This is a genomic window from Streptomyces sp. NPDC057617, assembly GCF_042800555.1.
GTDB lineage: Bacteria > Actinomycetota > Actinomycetes > Streptomycetales > Streptomycetaceae > Streptomyces.
In genome coordinates, this window is record NZ_JBHVGV010000001.1 from 36,805 (window position 1) to 55,717 (window position 18,913).

General features: G+C 68.9%; 16 protein-coding genes. 9 read left to right on the forward strand and 7 right to left on the reverse strand.

Going from position 1 to position 18,913, the window contains the following annotated elements:
* Positions 1-45: 45 nt before the first annotated feature.
* Together ACFU9P_RS00165 and ACFU9P_RS00170 are read right to left on the reverse strand one after the other, a co-directional pair.
* Entirely contained in the window at positions 46-2,244 is a 2,199-nt protein-coding gene (locus ACFU9P_RS00165) for a trypsin-like serine protease (protein WP_384076484.1), read from the reverse strand.
* Between the two features lie 48 nt (positions 2,245-2,292).
* Complete coding sequence (locus ACFU9P_RS00170) at positions 2,293-2,838, reverse strand: hypothetical protein (protein ID WP_376380903.1); 546 nt, start codon at positions 2,836-2,838, stop codon at positions 2,293-2,295.
* A gap of 571 nt (positions 2,839-3,409) precedes the next feature.
* Between ACFU9P_RS00170 and ACFU9P_RS00175 the strand changes: the two genes are divergently transcribed.
* Positions 3,410-6,769: an ALF repeat-containing protein gene (locus tag ACFU9P_RS00175; protein WP_384076486.1), complete on the forward strand. Its 3,360-nt coding sequence runs from the start codon at positions 3,410-3,412 to the stop codon at positions 6,767-6,769.
* A gap of 567 nt (positions 6,770-7,336) precedes the next feature.
* On the opposite strand, the gene ACFU9P_RS00180 is transcribed toward ACFU9P_RS00175, so the two are convergent.
* Positions 7,337-8,431 carry a hypothetical protein gene (locus tag ACFU9P_RS00180; protein WP_384076489.1) on the reverse strand — a complete coding sequence of 365 codons (1,095 nt, stop codon included), beginning with the start codon at positions 8,429-8,431 and terminating at the stop codon, positions 7,337-7,339.
* Between the two features lie 4 nt (positions 8,432-8,435).
* Between ACFU9P_RS00180 and ACFU9P_RS00185 the strand changes: the two genes are divergently transcribed.
* The 3 genes from ACFU9P_RS00185 to ACFU9P_RS00195 all read left to right on the forward strand — a co-directional run bounded on the left by ACFU9P_RS00185 (position 8,436) and on the right by ACFU9P_RS00195 (position 10,567).
* Positions 8,436-8,855 (forward strand): DUF6193 family natural product biosynthesis protein, encoded by a 420-nt coding sequence (locus tag ACFU9P_RS00185; protein WP_384076492.1) that lies wholly within the window; start codon positions 8,436-8,438, stop codon positions 8,853-8,855.
* Between the two features lie 434 nt (positions 8,856-9,289).
* Positions 9,290-9,784, forward strand: coding sequence for a hypothetical protein (locus ACFU9P_RS00190; protein WP_384076494.1), 495 nt, complete (start codon positions 9,290-9,292; stop codon positions 9,782-9,784).
* Between the two features lie 258 nt (positions 9,785-10,042).
* A complete protein-coding gene (locus tag ACFU9P_RS00195) occupies positions 10,043-10,567 on the forward strand; it encodes a hypothetical protein (protein WP_384076497.1) in 525 nt (174 codons plus the stop codon).
* On the opposite strand, the gene ACFU9P_RS00200 is transcribed toward ACFU9P_RS00195, so the two are convergent.
* From ACFU9P_RS00200 to ACFU9P_RS00210, 3 genes are all read right to left on the reverse strand, one after another.
* The gene (locus ACFU9P_RS00200) at positions 10,558-10,896 is read right to left on the reverse strand and encodes a hypothetical protein (RefSeq protein ID WP_384076501.1); all 339 of its coding nucleotides are present in this window, start codon (positions 10,894-10,896) and stop codon (positions 10,558-10,560) included. The two genes, ACFU9P_RS00195 and ACFU9P_RS00200, sit on opposite strands and share 10 nt — an antisense overlap.
* A 107-nt stretch (positions 10,897-11,003) precedes the next feature.
* A complete protein-coding gene (locus ACFU9P_RS00205) occupies positions 11,004-11,414 on the reverse strand; it encodes a hypothetical protein (RefSeq protein WP_384076503.1) in 411 nt (136 codons plus the stop codon).
* Between the two features lie 38 nt (positions 11,415-11,452).
* A complete protein-coding gene (locus ACFU9P_RS00210; protein WP_384076505.1) occupies positions 11,453-11,767 on the reverse strand; it encodes a hypothetical protein in 315 nt (104 codons plus the stop codon).
* A gap of 861 nt (positions 11,768-12,628) precedes the next feature.
* Between ACFU9P_RS00210 and ACFU9P_RS00215 the strand changes: the two genes are divergently transcribed.
* Positions 12,629-13,516, forward strand: a complete 888-nt coding sequence (locus ACFU9P_RS00215; RefSeq protein WP_384076508.1) for a septum formation family protein — start codon at positions 12,629-12,631, stop codon at positions 13,514-13,516.
* A gap of 787 nt (positions 13,517-14,303) precedes the next feature.
* On the opposite strand, the gene ACFU9P_RS00220 is transcribed toward ACFU9P_RS00215, so the two are convergent.
* Positions 14,304-14,537 carry a hypothetical protein gene (locus tag ACFU9P_RS00220; RefSeq protein ID WP_384076511.1) on the reverse strand — a complete coding sequence of 78 codons (234 nt, stop codon included), beginning with the start codon at positions 14,535-14,537 and terminating at the stop codon, positions 14,304-14,306.
* Positions 14,538-15,566: 1,029 nt separating this feature from the next.
* On the opposite strand from ACFU9P_RS00220, the gene ACFU9P_RS00225 reads away from it, so the two are divergent.
* From ACFU9P_RS00225 to ACFU9P_RS00240, 4 genes are all read left to right on the forward strand, one after another.
* Positions 15,567-16,040 (forward strand): hypothetical protein, encoded by a 474-nt coding sequence (locus tag ACFU9P_RS00225; protein ID WP_384076514.1) that lies wholly within the window; start codon positions 15,567-15,569, stop codon positions 16,038-16,040.
* Positions 16,041-16,933: 893 nt separating this feature from the next.
* The gene (locus ACFU9P_RS00230) at positions 16,934-17,218 is read left to right on the forward strand and encodes a hypothetical protein (RefSeq protein WP_384076516.1); all 285 of its coding nucleotides are present in this window, start codon (positions 16,934-16,936) and stop codon (positions 17,216-17,218) included.
* A gap of 1,067 nt (positions 17,219-18,285) precedes the next feature.
* Positions 18,286-18,516, forward strand: a complete 231-nt coding sequence (locus tag ACFU9P_RS00235; protein ID WP_384076519.1) for a hypothetical protein — start codon at positions 18,286-18,288, stop codon at positions 18,514-18,516.
* Between the two features lie 8 nt (positions 18,517-18,524).
* Complete coding sequence (locus ACFU9P_RS00240; protein ID WP_384076521.1) at positions 18,525-18,752, forward strand: hypothetical protein; 228 nt, start codon at positions 18,525-18,527, stop codon at positions 18,750-18,752.
* The last annotated feature ends 161 nt before the right edge of the window (positions 18,753-18,913 follow it).

Here is an 18,913-nt window from a genome sequence, read left to right on the forward strand (position 1 = left end):
TCCCCGGAAGGAACGTTTCCTCCCGGGGACCCTACGGCCGACTGATCAGCGGATCACCATACCGAACGCCTTGCCGGTAAGGGGCAGGCCGTTCAGACCGGGCTGGTACGTGATCACCGTGGCGCCCGTGCCGCCCATGGCGTTCGCCCACGGCAGGCCGTGGACGGCGCCGCGCTCGGCGGGGCCGTGCGGCATACCGATCCACAGGTGGGTGCCGGTGGCGTTCATGTACTTGCCCACGAGCTGCGAGGCGCCGGGGGTGCCGGGCAGGCCGCGTTCGTTGCCCGCTTCGATCCAGTGGTCGGAGTCACCCGGAGCGCCCAGGAGCGAGAAGGTCTGGACGACGCCGGCATCGGTGGCCGTGCCGACCTCCTTGCCGGGTACGCCGACCGCCAGCAGCATGGTCGAGGCCGTGCCCGTCGCGTTCGGCGCGGTGTTCGCGGCGGCCACCTGTGTGCCGAAGCCGTCCCCGGCCGCGGAGGCACCGTTCACGCCTTCGACGCCCTGGTGGATGGTGGCCTGCTCGCTGACGGTGCCGGCCGCGGTCACCCGCAGCGTGCTCACCTGGCCCGCCTGCGGGAAGGAGTTGGTGCCGACCCAGAGAGTCTCGCCGGGGGTGCCGACGGCGAGGATCGAGTCGGATGCGGCGGTGGCACCGGCGGGGCGGTACGCCACCATCGACAGCGACTCACCGAACCGGTCGCCCGGCTCGCCCGCGTCGCTGATGCCATCGGAGTCCTGATCGACGGTCGCCACCGGGGCGGGGATGCCGTCCGCGTTCACCTCGTGCTTGAGAATCGTCACCGCGCCGGCGTCGGCGCTGGTGCCGACCGTCTCGCCGGGGGAGCCGATCGCGATGTGGTTCGGCGAGCCCGCCACGGAGGCTCCGAACTCGTCGTCGGCGCCGATGACGCCCACCACGCCCGGAGAATCCTGATGGATCGAGACACTGACGGATCCGCGCAGGTAGTAGGCGAGGCCGGCGTCCACGAATCCCTTGAGGTTCTTGCCGGGCGCGCCGATCAGCAGGTACGGCTCGCCGGTCGCGGTCCGGCCGGCGGCCAGCGCGGCGCCCATCCGGTCGTCGGCCTGGGACGGCCGTTCGAGGATGGCACCGGTGCCGGTGCCCTGCTCCAGGTTGAGCGCGGCCTTGCCCAGGCCCAGTCCGTCCGGGGAACCGTAGAGGACGGTCACCCAGCCGGCGTCCACCGTCGTGCCGACGTCTTCCAGGGGGGTGCCGACCACGAGGTCGGTGCAACCGTCCTCGTCGTGGTCGACCACGGCCAGAGCCGAGCCGAACTCGTCATCCGCCTCTGCTTCACCCGGCACATAACTGAGGTCCTGGTGGAGCGTCACGGAGCCTTTGCCGGCGCCGTAGACGACCTTGACCAGGCCTGCTTCCGACAACTGGGCCACGGACGCCTTGGGATCGCCTGCTGCGACGTCCTCGGCGCCGTCGCAGTTGAAGTCGGTGAGACGGGTCGCGCTGGTCCTGGCCGCTACCCAGTCGCCCAGGCCGTCGACACGGGTGACGATGCCTCCGGTGCGGGTCTCGGTGGCGTCCGTGCCGAAGCAGCCGCCCTGGTACGACTGGCTGCTCAGGGCGGCCAGTTGAGGCGTACCACCGGTCACGCGCACCAGCGGGCCGCCGGTGTCGCCCTGGCACGCTGCCACGCCGTCCTTGCCGGTGAGCGTGGCGCTGGTGGCGGTCGACGCGTCCACCGAGAACGCGCCAGTGTGCAGGTTCAGTGGCGCCCACTCGGTCTTGGTGCGGCCGAACCCGGCGAGCTTCAGTTCCTCGCCCGTAGTGGGCGCGGTGGTGGCCAGGGTGATGGGAGTGACGTTGGTGACCGGTCGGTTCAGCCGGGCGAGGACCAAGTCGCGGTCGGTGCGGGGTACGAGTTCCACGATGTCGCGGACCGCGCCTGCGTTGCTGGTCAGGTCGCTGCGGCCGATGGTGGCGGTGGTCTTCTTCTGCGGCTTGCCCGCAGGAACGTCGAGGCTGGCGGCGGGGTTGGCGGCGAAGCAACTGGCCGCGGTGAGCAGCCATTCCCTGTCGACGAGAACGCCGGAGCAGCCCCGGTCGTGGTCCCCGACGATGAGCTGGGCGGTGTAGGCGTAGGTGGTGTCAGCGGCGGCGGGGCCGGTCACGGCGGCGGCGGGCGGGGTGGTGGTGAGCATGGCGGATGCCGCGATCAGGGATGCGGCTAGCGCGGTGAGGCGTGCGGGTCTGGCGTGTGGCATGGGTGAGTTTCCTTGATGGCAGATCGGGCAAACGGTCTTTGCTCGGCGCTACTTGGCGGTCCTGATCTCCACGAGCATGTGGTCGCGGCCCTGCTCCTCCGCGCTCTCGCCCACCGCGGTCCAGGTGTTCTTGAGGATGTCGAAGGACTTCTTCTCGGTGCCGACGGTCATGTCGATCTCGGTGTCGTAGTCGTTGCCCTTGACGGTGAAGACGGCGGGGATCTCCATGGTCAGCCAGCCCGAGTTGCCGACGACCCGGAAGCAGATGATCTCCGCCTCCTTGCGGGCCATGATCTGGATGAGGCCGGTGCCGCCCGCGCAGTCGGCCAGCGTGATGTGACCGTCGCCGCGCTTGAGGACAAGGCCCTGCTCCGCCAGGATCTCGTCGGCCTCCGGGTAGTTGAAGTCCTCGACCGCGTAGGCAGGAGCGTCATCCGCGACGCTCACCGTCGTACCGGCCCCGGGATGGGACCCGCCGGCAGCGCCGGCAGCCACCGCGGCCCACGCCAGGACGCCGACGACCGCCGCGCCCAGCGTGCGGGCCAGGAAGCTCTTCCGCCGCGGCTTCGCCGCGATTGTGGTGTGTGCCTTCATCGCATTCCTAAATTCGTTGCTTCTGAATCTATGTCCGTAACGTGGTTCAAGACCGGAATGAGGGCGTCAGAAACCAAGGACGGTACTCTCCGGCCCTTTTGATGAGGGGCCAACGACTTCCACCCTCCCACGTTTTTCGCTTCCCCACCCTGCGGATAAAAAGACCCTCCTCAAGGCGGGGAACCCGCTCCGTCATTGTCATGTCACCTTGATCTTCCGGTTCTGTCCACTCCTCCAACACCCATAAAAAGGACGGCAGTCGACAACCGGACGTGACGCTCATCACGTCCCCGAAAGGTTGCACGGCCATTATAAAGAAACGATAACGAAGCCTCGGATTAATTCTGTTGACAATTGCGCGAACCACTGCAAGCGCAACCCGCTCCGGGTTTCTTTCCACTGCGTTCAATTGATTTCCGCATGAAGGTGCGTTGTTATGGTTACGTTCATTGCGCAGGCTGCGGTCGCGCTTCGCCGGCGCCGCACACGACGGCCCGGGCGCGCGGGGAGCCTGCCGCGTCAGTGATCGCTGATCTTCCTCATCACCAGAGACCACGAGGACAACATCCCTATGCAGACAATGTTCTGGAGTCGGAGACGGCTCCTCGGCTCACTCGCGGCAGTCACGGCCGCCGCCGCCTCGCCCCTGGCCTTGGCGCCCGTGTCCCGTGCGGCCACCGCGAAGGCCACGGCGACCGATCCGCTCGCGCTGCCGGACACCGACCGGGCGAAGGTGGTCAAGGCATGGATGACGGGTGGCAAGGCCACCAAAGCAGCAGCCGCCGACGTGCTCTTCGGCACCGATGCCGACATTCAGGCCTTCCTCACCGGGACGCTGCCGAAGGCGACCGTGGAGGACAACCGCGTCGCGATCGTCAGCTACCTCGCCCGCTCGGGCAAGGGCCTGCGCCGCGAGGCCGTCGCCGCTCTCGACAACGGCGACAGCACCATCGCCGCCTTCCTCAAGGACGGCTTCAAGTCCGCTCTCCTGGAAGACCTGCGTGTGGCGAGCGCCACCGTCTCGGCCACCGGCGGCAAGGCGGTCCAGCGGGAGGCCTCCGCCGCCCTGGACGCGGGCACGCAGAAGGCGCTGGAAAACTTTCTCACAGAGGGTCAGTTCACCGCCCGCCTGGAGGATGCGAGGGTCCAGATCGCCACCATGCTGTTCAAGGCCGGGCCCGAGGTGCGGAAGTACGCGGACCGCGCTCTGAGCGGCACGGCGTCGGGCGTCCAGTGGTTCCTCGACACCGGCCAGCACATCGCACGCGCCCGTGACCAGGAGTCGGCGACGATCGAGGAACTCGTCGCGGTCGTCGAGCGGGAGGGCAATCGCGCCCAGGCCGAGACCGACCTGGCCGTCGAGGCGTCCGAGCGGGCCCAGACCGCCGCGACGAAGGCCAAGGAAGCGGCGCAGAAGGCCGCAGCCGAGGCGGAGGCCGCCAAGGACGACGTACAGAAGTCCGGGGCGGCCGCCCGCAAGGCCGCCGACGCCGCGAAGGGCGCGGCAAACGCGGCACGCACCGCCATCAACGCCTCCAACGCCGCGGTGTCCGCCTCCCGCCGCGCGTCCTGGGCGGCCACCGCCGCCTCCCAGGCCGCCTCGAACGCCGGAGGCGCCGCGTCACGCGCCTACAACGCCGCCATCGCCGCCTCCAAGGACGCGTCCAAGACCGAGGCCGCCAAGAACGCCGCGGTCGCCGCTCGCAACGCCGCGGCGAAGGCCCGGTCGGCTGCCAAGGCCGCCGACTACGCGGCGACCGCCTCCGCACAGGCCGCCAGTGCCGGCTCCTCGGCCGCTGCCGCCGCCCGCAACGCCGCTGCCGCCGCCAGCGCCTCCGCGCAGGCCGCGGCCTCGGCCGGAATCGCCCAGGCGCAGGCCGCGGAGGCCAAGCGCCAGGCCGACATCGCGACCACCGCCGCCAACCGCGCCACCAACGCCGCCTCCACCGCCCAGGCCCTGGCGAACACGGCGGCCACCGCCGCGCGCACCGCACGCGACGCCGCCAACTCCGCCGCCGACCACGCGGAGAAGGCGGCCGACGCCGCCGACGAGGCCGTGAAGTACGCGGGCCAGGCCATCGACTACGCGAACAGGTCGACCGCCCACGCCGCCGAGTCGGTGAAGGCGGCCAACACCGCCACCAAGGCCGTGGAGAACGCCCTCACGGTGGAACAGGCTGCACGGGACGCGGAACTGGCGCGCCTGCAGCAGGAGAAGCTGCAGGGCCTGGACGAGGCCCGGCTGCTGGCCCAGATCGAGACGGAGGACAAGGCCGAGTACGAGAACAAGCGCGCCCAGGAAGCGCAGACCCAGCAGGCCGTCAAGGATCTGATCACCGCGGCCGAGCAAGCTCTGTGGGAGGCCGGCGACCTGCCGCTGGCCGCCACGCTGGGCCGCAGGGCCGCCACCGGTCTGCTCGCCGCCAAGGGCGCGTGGACGCGGGAAGCCGCCCAGTTCGCACTGGCCGGCAGCGACGACGACCTGCTCTCCTGGGTCGACCTCGACCGGGCCATCGCCCAGCACCAGGACGACCGTGAGACCGTTCTCTACATCGCCCAGATATCCAGCCCCACCATCGCGGAGGCCGCACAGGCCGCTCTGGAGAGCTCCAGTGCAACGGCGGTCGGCGACTTCATCACCTCAGGCGTGATCCGGGCCTCGCAGGACGACAACAAGGTACAGATAGCCCGCATCCTCGGCCAGAAGCCCGGCAGGGCCGTCACCAAGGCGGCCAACGACGCTCTCGACGCGAACACCCCCGAGGCGTTGCAGGACTTCTTCGACCGTACCTACCCCGCCGCCGTACGGGAGGACGACGCCGTCACCACCGCGGAGCTGGTGACCACCGGAGGCGAGTACACCAAGGCGTACGCGGAGGTGGCCCTGGAGGGCCCGACGTGGATGCGCAGGAACTTCGTCCAAGTCGTGCAGCACGCGTCCGCCCAGCTCGACCACGACTCCGCCACCCACATTGCGGCGATCCGTGGAGCGATCGCGGCAGCGGCCAAGATCGCCCAGAAGGCGCAGGAGAGCGCCGCACTGGCCTCGAAGGCGGGGGCCGAGGCACGCCAGGCCGCGGTGGAGGCGCAGCAGTGGGCGGACAAGGCACTGGCCTCGGCGCAGAAGGCCGACGACTACTCCGCGCAAGCGAAGCAGAACGCCGATGCCGCGGACGCGTCCGCCACAGCCGCACAGGCGTCAGCGAACCAGGCCAAGACGGCGGCGGCGACCGCACGCGGCGCCGCACGCTCGGCGAACTACTCGGCGAACAAGGCCATCGACTCTGCCCGCTCGGCCCTCAACTCCTCCTACAGTGCCCAGGCTTCCGCCGCCAGCGCCCGTGCATCCGCCCTGGAGGCCGGCCAGGACGCGCAGACAGCGGCGGCGGCGGCCAGCCAGGCCCGCGCCATCGCCACCCAGAAGCGTCGGGCCGAGATAGCGGAAGCCGCCCGCGCGGCAGCCGAGAAGGCGAAGCAGGACCGGAGCAACGGGACCAACCCGGCCGACAGCGAAACCCACGACGACGTCAACCAGAACGGCAGCAACGCCGGGCAGGAAGACTGGTGGTCGGATGCCGGCTGGTGGGCCGACGCCTTCAACTACGTCAGCATCGGATCGGGATTCCTCGCCGCCGGCCTCGGTCTCGCCAGCCTCGTCTTCCCCCCACTGGCCCCGGTCGCCGCGTTCTTCGGCGCCGTGTCGTTGGGCTCCGGCGCGCTGAGCGCCCTGTTCACCGGCATCGAACACGGCTTCACCAGCGGCGCGTTCATCGACTCCGCCATCGGCCCCGCCCTCAGCCTGGTCACACTCGGCCAGTCCCGGTGGGTGACCCCGGTCGCCAGGAAGGTTGCCCCCGTGGTCAACAAGGTCGCAGAGGAAGGCAAGGAACTCGTGTCCTCGATCACCAGCGGCCTGTCATCCATCTTCTGACCACCGCCCCGGGCCGACCTGGTGACTGCGGCCCCGGCCCGGTGCGCCGGGGCCGCATGGAACCGCGGCAACAGGGCCTCCTGCCAGCCGGCACAGTTCCCGAATCCCTGGAAGCTGCGAGGTCCGGAGTCCACCTCGCCGCCGCCCTCCTCCAGTGGTTCGTCTCCGGAGCGGTCGTCCGTATCCGACGATCCGCGCGATGATGAGGCGGAGTTGGGTGGCGTAGGCCAGGAGTCGGGGCACAGGTCCAGCCTGCCAGGTCTCTCACGCGTTGATTCGCTCTCTCGATCGCGCTCGAGCGCGCCGCTGCGGTGAGGCAGTACGGCGGGTGCGGGGCCGCGTACGCTCCCGCACCCGACCGGGGCCGGTTTGCGCAAGTGGGTTGCTTGGTGACGAGGTTGCGGGCATGTGGTGCTGACGGGGCGGTGTGGTCACTGGCGAAGGCGGGCAGGGTGCCCTATGTTGCCACGATGCCCGGCGTGGCCGTCATCGCTCCGGTGACGCCCAGGGCCGCCGCTCAGGTGCCGCACGTCCGCTTGCCGCCGCGGGCCGTGCCGCGCCCGGCGCTCACGGGCTTCCGCCTTCCGTCGGCTGTTCGTGTTGCGGGTGGACCTCGGCGAGGTTGTCCCGCAGCCTCGCGTGGCGGAACTGGTAGACCGCGCCGGCCTGGCGCAGTACGCCTCGAACGCGGGCGTCGTCCAGGAAGGCGTTCACCCTCCAGGGGAGGCGTCGCGACAGGGGCAGCCAGAGGCGGACCAGGACCACCCAGCGGCCCCACGCGGTCAGTGTGCCAACCCCGGCCGCGGCCGCGAGTCCGGCCCCGATCCCGGCCGAAAGGCCGAGGGTGAAGCCGTTGAAATGCGTGACGACGGTTCCGTATCCGAGCCCGAGGACAAGCCCCACCGCGGCCGATTGGACGAGCACGATGGTGCGGTTCGTGCGCAACAGGTCCGTCGCGCTGACTGATTCCTGCGGCTTGGCGTCCGTCTCGAGCCAGACCGCCAGCGCGAGGACGATCCCGGCCGCCAGTCCGAGCAGGGGCCCGACCACGAGCCACTCCCCGAAGACCAGGGCGGCCAAGGGCCAGGGGTAGGACAGGAGCATTGAGTAAACCGCCGATCCGCCACCGAAGATGACCCCGAAGACCAGTCCGCCGGCCAGCCCGCCGCCGACTCTGGGGAGGAGCCTCTCCCGTACTCTCCTCGACCTCGCCCCCCTTGACTCGCCGCGTACCGCGATCTGCATGCGGGACGGCCTGAACGCGCCGCTGGCCTCGATTTTCGACGCGAATCCGTGCATGAGCCCGAAGGTCAGGCCGATTCCTGGCACGTTCAGGACCGTGCTGAGGAGCGCCACCGCCGGGTCGCCCACGAGGAGTTGGACGAGTGCGACCGCCGTCCCCAACACGAGCCCGCACAGGGCCCCGGAGACGACCATGCGCGCGGGCAGGCTCATGGTCGTGCCCAGCTGCCACCACTCGATGTCCTGTGCGCCGATGACGTGTGCGTCAGGCTTCTGCGCGTCCGTCTTCTGCTTCCTCAGGTGCGTGGCGAGGTAGCCGAGCCAGTGGCCTGCGCGCTCGGCGCTCCAGCGTCGGCGTTTCGGGACGAACAGGTGGAGGACGGGGTCGTACGTCCGCCTCCAGGATGATGCCCCCTTCATTGAGGTGAGCGAGCTGGCCGAAGCGCATGAACGCGGTCAGGCCGAGGCAGTCACCGTGCAGTGGCGACTTCTCTTGGAGAATTTGCGCCAGGAAGCGCATCAGCTCAACCTCGCCCGCCAAACGCTGGCGCTTGCCGAGATAGCGTCGGCCGAACCGGGGCTGAGACAGTTGTATCCGTTCACCAGCCACTGGTCACTTCACTTCACGACCTGCACCGGGTTCCCGTACTCATGGGACGTGCCGTTCGTCGATCCACTGAGCGACGGACGCTATCGCGTCTGCGGTCCCTCCCGGGGGACAGTGATTGGCGAGGTAGACACGGCTGGGCACGCGATCGCCTTGGTGAAGGACGGTCTGCCGGCCGACTGCGGTCCGGCTGTCGCCGGCACAGCCGATGAACTACGCAATCAGCAGCTGGGCTGATCGGATCACCCGTCCGGGAACCACCCGCCCTTTGTCTGAATCCATTCGTGGATGCTCTCGATGGCGCCGAGGAGATCCTGGAAGCTGTGGAGATCGCAATGAGCCTCTTCCAACCTGACGGATGGTTCAACAGGGACGAGGATGCGAAGCCCCTTGGCCTTCTCGGTCGGTAACCCGTCCCGCACGAACGCCGGTCTTCCAAAGGCGGAGGCCGCCCCGGCGTCGGCAATGCCAGGTTCTTCTCCTGAGCGGCAGTTGGCCCGCGTCGGGCTGGAGCGGAGCCGGAGCCCGGGCCTGCGTGCGACCATGACTCCCGAGCGTTTTGCGACCGGAACAGGGGAGGGAACGTGGGCAGCACCACGTCCGCCAGATGGTCCGGCTGACGCAGCCGAATCGTCGAGATACCGGGTGCGGGGGACGGAAAGCCGGTCCTCTTGGAGTTCCGCGCCGGCTTCACCACGAGCTTCAGCCTGTCGACCGTGCGCAAGGGCCCCTGTCATCAGCGGGCCCATGACACGCTCGTCACCATCGGCCGGACCGGGCCGTCGTACATCGTCCTGCCGGCCGACTGCGACGCCCTCGCCATCCGGCGAGTCATGGTGGGCAGCGATGCCGCCAGTGGCCTGGGCCGCTGGAAGGTGCGCATCGTGGACAGCGACGCGTTGCCTCAGCTCCCGACCAAAACAGCCCAGGGAAAGGGAACCCAGACCTTCGGCTACTTCAGCCCCAAGCCGTACTTCGAATACGCGCCGGTTGTGCATTACGACTTCATCGACTCCCCCGGCACCATCATCTACACGCCGGCCAACGGCGGGAAGCAGCTGATCCGCTTCACCTCCGCTGTCAGCCAGAAGGGCACCCTGCGCCTTCCGCGGCACGGATACGTCACCGTGTCCGAACACGGCAAGTGGCGAATCTCGGTGACCTGACCTCACCGGTTTGAGCGCTCTTCATTCTGATCAGATGGCGAGTTCGAGGGTGACGACGGCTCGTACGACCGTGGTGATCCGGGTGGTGCTGCAACGGAACTTCCGCAGGACCCGCCAGTTCTTCGGGGCACTATGGCGCGTTCGCCGAGGCTGCGGATCTTGGCATGATCCCGGTTGTGACACCGACGCCGGCCGCGCAGGTTCCTGACCCGAAACGGAACGCGGATGGCGGCGCTCGCACCCTGATACGCCGCGCAGGTGCGCGAGGACGAGCAGGGCCTGTCTGCCACAGCTGAGGAGGCGCCAGCGGTAGCCGATCCGGCGCCGATGAAGCGCGAGCAGACCGGCCAGACGCTGCAGGGTGCGGCTGGACAGATCGATGGCAGACGGGTGACAAGCACGAGAGCTCATGGCGGACTGGTGATCTTGGTCGCGAACCCGTCTACCAGGAGTTTTCCTCATGCCCGCCACCGGGGCGCCGACCCAACCACCCGTCAGGCCGGAAGAGGCTCAATGCTCTTGTCGGACCTGGCCAGTTGCGACGTCCCCGTACTCAAGTTGGGCCTCACCGCTGCTCCAGACGATGAGCACGGCGATGTGGTCATCCCTTTCGAGCGTCATCCAGGTTCTGGTCTTGGTTCGGCCATCCGCGGGCGACTGCTGGAGGTCACCTGTGATCCCGCAAAGCCGCAAGCGTTCCTCGTGCTCGGCGAACCACGCCTGGAGTCCCTGCGGCAGCTCGACGGAAACCCGCCGTGCTTCTCCGATTTGTCTCATGGCTGAGCGATGAATCCCGCGGATCGGTCGAGCCGAAAAGGAGAACCAACCCGAGTTGGATCCCAGCCCTGCTCCCGGGCTTCTCGAATGCCGGCAACAACGTGAGCCGGAAGAACGGGCTGTACCTCGACGCCCACCCAGTTACTGGGATGGGCCTGGCCGCTGATGATGATCAAGGTCGTCCCCGGCTGGCTGCCGTTGGCCGCCTCGACCGCGTAGGTCATCGGTGTCCAGCAGAGTCCCTGCGCGTAGGAGGGCTTCCTCCGGATCCGCCAGCGGTACTCGGTCCCGTCAATAGCTATGCGCCGCGACCCCTTCTTGTTCAGTGCCATCATTCCCTCTCTTCGGTCGGACTGTAGCGCCCTGCAAACCGGCCTGTCCCGCAGGTATTCCTGGGTGCGGCGGCCTCGCTGTCTCAGCCCAGGTCCGGGTGCCCCATATCTCAGGGCCGTGGCATTTCTTCAGGACCGGTATCAGCAGCCGTCTGCTCCACCCACTCGCGCACGGTCACGGCATGCTCTATTCGGCTGACGATGTCGTTCTTGGACGCCGTGTCCAAGGTCTCCGGGATCCTGTCGAAGGTGTCGGGAAGGATGTCGAGCAGGCCCCAGATCTGTTCGCCGGTCCTGACGGTCAGCAGCTGGCACCTCCACTGCAGCGGCACCTCGGGACGGTGCCTCAGCCGCTGCACGAGCGTGGGGAGCAGGTAGTGCGTCGCCTCGGCGGCGAGGTGATCTTGGAGCCACTCGACCGGGAGCCGCTGGCTGAAGCCGTGCATGGCGGCCTCCTGGGTCAGATCCAGGAGCTGAGCGGTGTCGACGGCTCGGACGGTGCGGGGAAGGGTCGGGGTCATGTCGAGATGATGCCAAGAAGCCTCCGCAGGCCGAGAGGTCAGCGGGTCCGAGATGCGATATGCCGACGGGCAGGCCCCCAGACCTCCTCGAACGCCTCGGAGGTCAGTTGCTCGGGGGTGTGGCCTTCCCATTCTGAGACAGGCAGCTCGGCTGTGATCCCGAACCTGCTGTCGTATTCGTCGAGGCGACCTGCTTCGTGGGCCTGCCGCCATTCGTCGAGGGAGGCGGCTGCGATCGGTGTCAGCTCTGGCCCTTGGAGTTCGACCTGCCGGGTCACCCAGCCTTCGGCGTCGGCCTCGAAGTAGAACCAGACGTCTTCCTCGCCCCAGTGGCAGCGCATCCATGTGGTCACTGGCCCATGATGAGGGCTTCGGGTTTCAGAAGGTCATGGACGCTGGCCGCGTCATGTTCTCCGAAAGGGCATCCTGGGTGGCTGTGGCGACCTTCTGACCGAAGGCCGTCCATTTCATGGGGTGTTCGCGCTGAGCAGCGCTCCGTCTCGTGCAGAGCTTGCCGGCTCTGACTGGCGAGGGCTGCGATCTCGGGCTCATCCCGGTCATTGATTGCCGGAGCCAGGTTCTTGCTCCCGAGGACGCACCGCGGTTGAAACCCACTGCACCGAAGGGATGGCAGCGGGACAGCATGACGCCCACTGCCGCCCTCAACGCGCTCATCCGGCCGACTCGGGCGCCACTGAGGAAGGACACGCCGCCACACCAGATCACCTCGCCCACCCTTTCGCCACACGTCCCCGGTGAGACTCTGAAGCACACACCCGCACAAACCCACTGGCGGTACTGCCTGGACCTGGGGTCCGAGCAGCTTCTGGCACCGTACCAAGGGCACTGCCTGTCCAGTTGGACGGGCGACTTCCCCTCCATGCGACCCAGTACGAGCTTCACGTTGGTCACGCAGCAGGTGGTCGGGGTCACGATCTGACGGTGGGCGTGCCGCATTTGGCTCGGAGGGCCGCCTGTCCTTAGCGGTACGCCCGCCCTTGCTCATGTCCCTCCACGCTCAACGGCGCCCGGGTTCACAGCGGTGTCACGGGGCCCTGCCGACTCCCCCTGTGAGCAGCCCGGATACAACCTTCGCGGCCCGTCGCGAGTCAGAGACGCCGCGATGAAGTGAGGGCCTTCGCGTAACCGGGCCACAGGAACGGCATACGATGCGCGCGACCCTCATAAAGATCAGATAAGAGGATATACACGTTATGACAATCCGTGCCCCGTACCGTTCCCTTCGCGGCATATCCGGCGTTGCCATCCTGCTCGCGATCGGCGCGGTGGGATGCTCGGGCGTCTCCGACGCCGTCGACAGCGCCAAGGACGGCGCGAAGAAGGTGGCTCGCCAGCGCTCGGTGTTCTCGCTGGACACCGGCGACTGCTACAACCCGACCGGCAAGGCCGAGGGAACGGCGTACACCGTCGAGATCGTGCCCTGCGACGAGGCACACGAGGGCCAGGTCGTCGCCGAGTTCGCGATCGACAAGGGCAAGGAGTACCCCGGCGAGGACGGGATCTCGACGATCGCGGACAACCGCTGCCCGGCCGAGGCGCAGAAGTACGCCCCGGACACCTGGGCGCTCCCAAAGGGCGTCGCCCTCTTCTACTACACCCCGACCAAGGAGAGCTGGGCGACGGGCGACCGCGCGGTGAGCTGCACCTACACCGCGGAGAAGGGCACGTTCAGCGGCTCGCTGGACACCGCGAAGTCCCTCAAGCCCGAGCAGAACACGTATCTCAAGGGTTCGAACGCGGTCTACGAGGCCCTGTGGGCGACCCAGCCCGAGAAGGACACCGTTGAGGACGACCTGGCCGGCTACAAGGCGCAGGCCAAGACCGTCGCGGCTGCCCTTGAGGCACATGTCAAGGGCCTGGACGGCATCGAGGGCACCGAGGTCGGCAAGCTTCGCGCGACGCTGACGAAGGCGGCGGGGAACTGGAAGAAGGCCGCGAACGCCGCCGACGCCGACGCGTTCTACACCGCCTACGACCCGGCGTTCACCGGCATCGACCCGAACAAGTCGGTCGCCGCCCGCAAGGAACTGGGCCTGGCCACCACCGTCCCGGCCGACGACGCCCAGGTCTGGGCGGGCTGACGCCCCGTCAGATTTGCGGGGCCATGTCCGTCAAGGACCCGGCCCCGCTTCCTGAACTTGACCTTTATCGTCCAGCCGCGGCCGCGATGGCGGGGTCCACCTGCCGCTTGGTATGGACTGCCTGGTGGGCTTCGAGGGCACGCAGGCAGCCGGGGGACACGGTTTCCCGGTACGTACGGGCGCCTGGGCACCGGGCGCCGCCGGCCGCACCGGAGTGCCGCTGTCGGCGGCGGCCGGGGTGGCCGGTCCCGGGGGCGGAACGCGGAGGGTACGGACCGCGCTGGAGCCGAGGGCGGCGTTGATCCTGCGGATCAGGTCGGTCTGGTGGAGGCGGATCTGGGTGGCGTACGCCGCCGGGGAGACCGGACGCAGTTCGAAGGAGCCGGACTCGGGGTCGAAGAGGGCAGGCTCTACCCAGCCGACCAGCTCGGGCGGGATCGAGTCCCACCGGTCGGTCAGGCTCCTGGCGGCCGCGGGCAGATCCCAGGCCCGTTCCCGTCGCCGGCTGCTCCAGCGCAGCCCCGAAGGCGACCGGAGCCCGGCCGCCCCCGCGCCGCGGGGCCCGTCGCCGCTGTGTCTTCTTCGGGCCGGCCAGCTGCTGCTTCGACGCTCCTCGTGCGGCCCGCAGCGTGACGCGTGCCAGGCGGACGCCTCTGGGCTCGGGTGACCGGCCCACCGGGCCCCAGGAGGATGTTGCGGTTCCCGGCCAGACCCCAGAACTTCGAGACCAGACCGACGCCGTACAGGTCGATCGCGTCGTCGATGTCGTCCTCGCAGGCATCCACGATCAGCTGCGGATTGCAGATCCCGGCCCGGCGCGCCTGGAGGCAGTCCTCGTCCGTGCGTACCGTCGGGCCTCGATCTGTGCCGTGAGGGTGGCGGCTTCCCGGCGGGCCGCGCAATACGCCGCCCACTCCGCGTTCACCTGCGGAGCGGCGGCGCGCGCGAGGGCCGCGTCCTGCTCGGCCCGCAGGGCGGACGGCATGAACTGCTTGATGAGTTCGGTCAGCAGCGGCAGCACGGGATCGCCGGTGGCGGCCCCGGCCCCGTCGGGTGTACAGCCAGCTGAGACTCTGTCACCCGCCCCGGCAACCGCCGCTCGCGCGACAGGGCAGTTGGACGCACTACGGAAGCTGGGCATGGACTGGGCGTGAGCGGCCTGCTGGTCGCCGGTGCACGGCTCCTTGTTTGAGGGTGAGGGCCTGCGCTCGCCCAGTCAATTGCCGAGTGCGCATTTTCGGCTGCGGGTCCTGGAGCAATCGCGGACCGGCAGATTGTTTTTGGGCCTCGCGAAAAGATCTTTGAGCTGGTGTGTCACGTTCGCCAACTTCCCTTGCACACGAGTCTCGTACAACAAGCGGTCTGCTCCACAACCTCTCGCGCGCGACTGCACAGTCGTTGGAGGTCGGGGGCCGACAATGACGAGGAGGCTTATGTCATGAGCATGCAAGCAAAGATCGTCGAGACCGTTGACGCGGTGCTGGGCGGGGAACGCAGGGCGCGGATCGAGCGTGACGCCGCGCGGATCGACGCGCTGGCCTGCAGCGGGTTCGAGGGGCTTTCGTGCGAGATGTTCGAATTCGAGCTGTGCCGGAAGGCCGAGCCGATCCTGCTCGGCATGCTCCGCAAGGGGCACGCTTCCCCGGCCCGCTCAGAAGCAGAGCAAGAAGCCGGGGCGGGAAGTTCTTCGTCCACGAGGACGACATGCGCCTGCTGCGCAGCTGTAGCAGCGAGCGAAACATCATGGTCGACGTGCTCACCGAGGCGATGCGTAGTCCGCCGTCCAGCCGCGGCCTGCAGAGCGGTCGGGGCTGGACGGCGGACTGCAAGGGACCGCGCGGCGCCTGGGGCCCGATGACGCACTTTATCGGCCAGTGCGTGTGGGTGTTCCGACGGGCGTACGTGAGGTGGGCCAGGCAGCGGGTCGGTGGCCGGGGCTGCGATCGGCCCGCGCTGACGCCGCACCGGGGCGGACCCGCCGTCGGAGCGGTCGCAGGGCATGCTGTAGCGAAGCCCTGCCCGTACCGATCCGCTCCGGAGGCATTGCCCCATGACCGCCCGCCTGTACGTCCGTTCCGGCCTCGATCCCGACGCGCCGGACACGGTGTTCGCCGTCCTCGTCGTCGATCCCGACGGCACGCCCGCAGAGCGTGCCGTCGCCGGACTCGGCGCGTACTGCTACGAAGGCGACGGGGCGTTCTATCTCGTCCGCACCGACGGCTGGGCCGAACGGTCGCTCGACGCCGGGCTGCTGACCGTCTCCATCGCCGTCTACCCCGTCCCGTTGCGGCAGGTGAGCGTGGACCCCGCCGGCTTCCCCGACCGGTCGGCCGTCGATCCGCAGGCCGTGATGGTCCTGTCCGCCCGGACCGCGGCCGACCCCGCGCTGTCCGCGCGCCTGGCCGAACCGACCGCCGTCTTCACCGCCGGCCCCGACGTCTCGGTCGACGACCTGCTCAGGTCCGAGGAGGAGTGGCCCATGGTGCTCGCGCCTCCGCCCGCGCGTACTGACCCGGCCCCCTAAGACGAGCCGTCAGATCCCGGCCGCACGCGGGGCCGGCGCGGCAACCGCCTCGCCTGTGTGGACCAGGAAGGCCGGCGTGCGCCGCCTTCCACAATCACGTCTTGCCCGGCAGCGGCGGGACGCCCGGCACGTGCCTGCGCGGGCTGGTCAAGCAGATGCCGGTGTGGCCCGGCGTCGACGAGGACGTGCGCAAAGAGACGTGGCCGCGGCGCGAGTCGGCGGCAGCCGAGAGGGCGGCCAGGACTCGATCGGACGTCGGCGCTGCCGGACGGAATGGTCTGCGCCGACGATGTGAGGTGGATGCGGGAAACTCCGCGCGCCTTCAGCCGACAGCATGACTTCGACAGCACGAGAACCCCGGGACGGCGTAGCAGCGAAGGGCAAACCGACCAGAGTCAACGACAGCTCGGAGCCAAAGGCAGCTCGGCGATCTCGTTGGTGGTGACGGACAAGGCTGACAGGGTGCAACGGGCAGCCAAGCGACAGCGTCGAGCACGGGCTCGCCGTCAGCGTCCAAGGACGGCATGCCCCCAGCCGCTGCCCCCAGAACACCACCAGGCCATCTGCCCACGGCCCTTGCCGCAGAGCCGGATCGCCCCCGTCCGGTAGAAGGCCACTCCTCGGGCCTCATCCCATCGCTCTCTCCGCGGAATCCCATCATCAGCGAGATGCGGTGCATGGTGCGTTGGTGCGGTCCGACGGGACCGTCGGACGGTCAGGACGCCACGCCGTCCCCGTACAGCGTTCCGCCGGGATCACGCCTCGGACAGATCGGCAGAGCCGCTGAACGCCATCCACGGTGTTCAGCGAACACACGTCGTGTTCAAGGGATCAACGGATCAGGGGCGGGGCCCATGACGCGCGAAAGACGTCAGCGTGGATGGCGAAGGACCATGTCAGGGGCGGCCTCGGTCGTGACGGTCCTGGCGGTCGGGGCGAGGCTGGTGCCGTCGGCGGAGGCAGGGGCCGCGGTCGCGTACAGCGCGGGAATGCCGTCGGCCACCCTCAAGGGAGACTCGGGGCCGCTGACGAAGTCGGCGGCCCCGATCAGCGCCGACGATTCCGGCTTTCTGTCCTTCGGAACCGGGAATGGCACACCGGCGCAATTCACATGGGAGCGGCGCGACGGTACGTACGTGAACGGCCTGCCCAAGCCCCTCCATCTCGACGACATGTAGGGCGTCAACGGATGCCTCGGCCTGGAGCGGGTCGGCACCACCCGCACCTACCGGATCCGGAACTACGACACCGGCACAGCCGTACCGTTCGACCTGCCGGCCGGCGACACCGCCACAACGGTGTTCACCGAGAACCGCCTGACGACGCTGCGGAAAACAGCCGGCACATGGACACTGCACCTGCTGGAGACCCCACAGCCGGCGGCCGGCAGGTCGACCGGCTGGTGTCCGGCGTCCCGGGCACCCTGCCGGGAACCGTGACCAGCGCGCTGGTGGCCCACCGGGGAGCCGCCGTCAACTTCGGGGGCACGTACGGCATCCAGGCACTGCTGGACTTCCCGACCATGGCGCCTCCACGACGCAACTGGAGTCGCTCAGCGCCACCACGGTTCTGTACTCCTCCGCCGACGATCACAGCTACCTCGTCGACCGCGACCACCCGGACGCGCCCCGAACCCCAATTTGACGTTGCTGGGCGACTGGGCGGTCTATCCCGGTGGCGACGGCGAGATCCTGGCCCAGCCTGCCGCCGGCGGCGCGGCCCGCACCCTGCTGCCGAAATCCGACAAGCTCATCACAGGTGCGGACGGCGCCGTCTGCGTCGCGGGCGGCTCGGACCCCGACGACTGGGCGGTCCGGCGCATTACGCTCGGCACCGACGCGACCCCGGCCGTCGCCGTACACGTACCCCTGCCCCGGCAGACGGTGTACGACGTCGGCGGTGTCGCGGTCGACCAGGGACACCTGCTCGTCGGCACACTGCACGTACCGCTCGGTGTCTCCCGCGCCACCACCTACCTTTCCGGCTTCGCCCTGTCGCTGACCGCAAGGGGCACACTGAACGCCACGCCCCCGCAGAACGTCGGCGACCTCGGGTGGCACCCGGCGGACGGAAACGCCTTGGAGGATTTGCAGTGCACCGGGGAGTACCTGCGGCTGGTCAGCACCGGAGAAGGCGACGTCGTCCGGTTTCCCAAGAACCACTGGGTACCCACACTGTCCCGTCGAGGAAGGAAATCGGCCCCGCGGTGTCCGTGGGCGCCCCTTGCATACCCAAGGAGATCCAGGTGGTGGATCGCTGGATCTACTGGTCCTGCGGCCCCACCGGGAAACCCGGCGCCAAGGCCGGCGTCCACGACCGCACCACACAACACATGATCACAGTGCCCTCCGGCTACGCGGAACTCGCCGACGACTACCTCGTCAGCCAGAACGAGACAGCCGCCAAACTGGAGATCACCTACTTCCCCGGCGCGGTCCCGCCGACCGCGGGGGCACCAGCGAACTGGCCCCGCTGAAAGACCGGGTGGGCGCCAGCACCGACCGGCGCGGACGGTTCTGGGCCGTGGACCGGTCCGGCGGCCCCGTCGCCTACCTCACCAACACGGAAGACGTCACCGTCACATGGCCGCAGGTGGTCGCCGCCTTTCCCCTTCCCGGCTCTCCACCGGCAGCCCTCGCCGGCGTGGATCTGCGTACGGACGGTAGTCAGTACACAGGCGTGTGGCACCTGTCGAAGCCGACGGCGAGCTGAAGCTGACGATTGCCGCCGAACAAGGAAGATCTTTTGGGAACTCGCTTCCAGGAACAGCACGTTGAACGGATGCCCATGACCCCGCAGCCACCTCACGCGTGCCGCGGGGTCAGCCACGCCGACAAGAGAGGATTCAACATATGGACGACATCTTCGGGGAA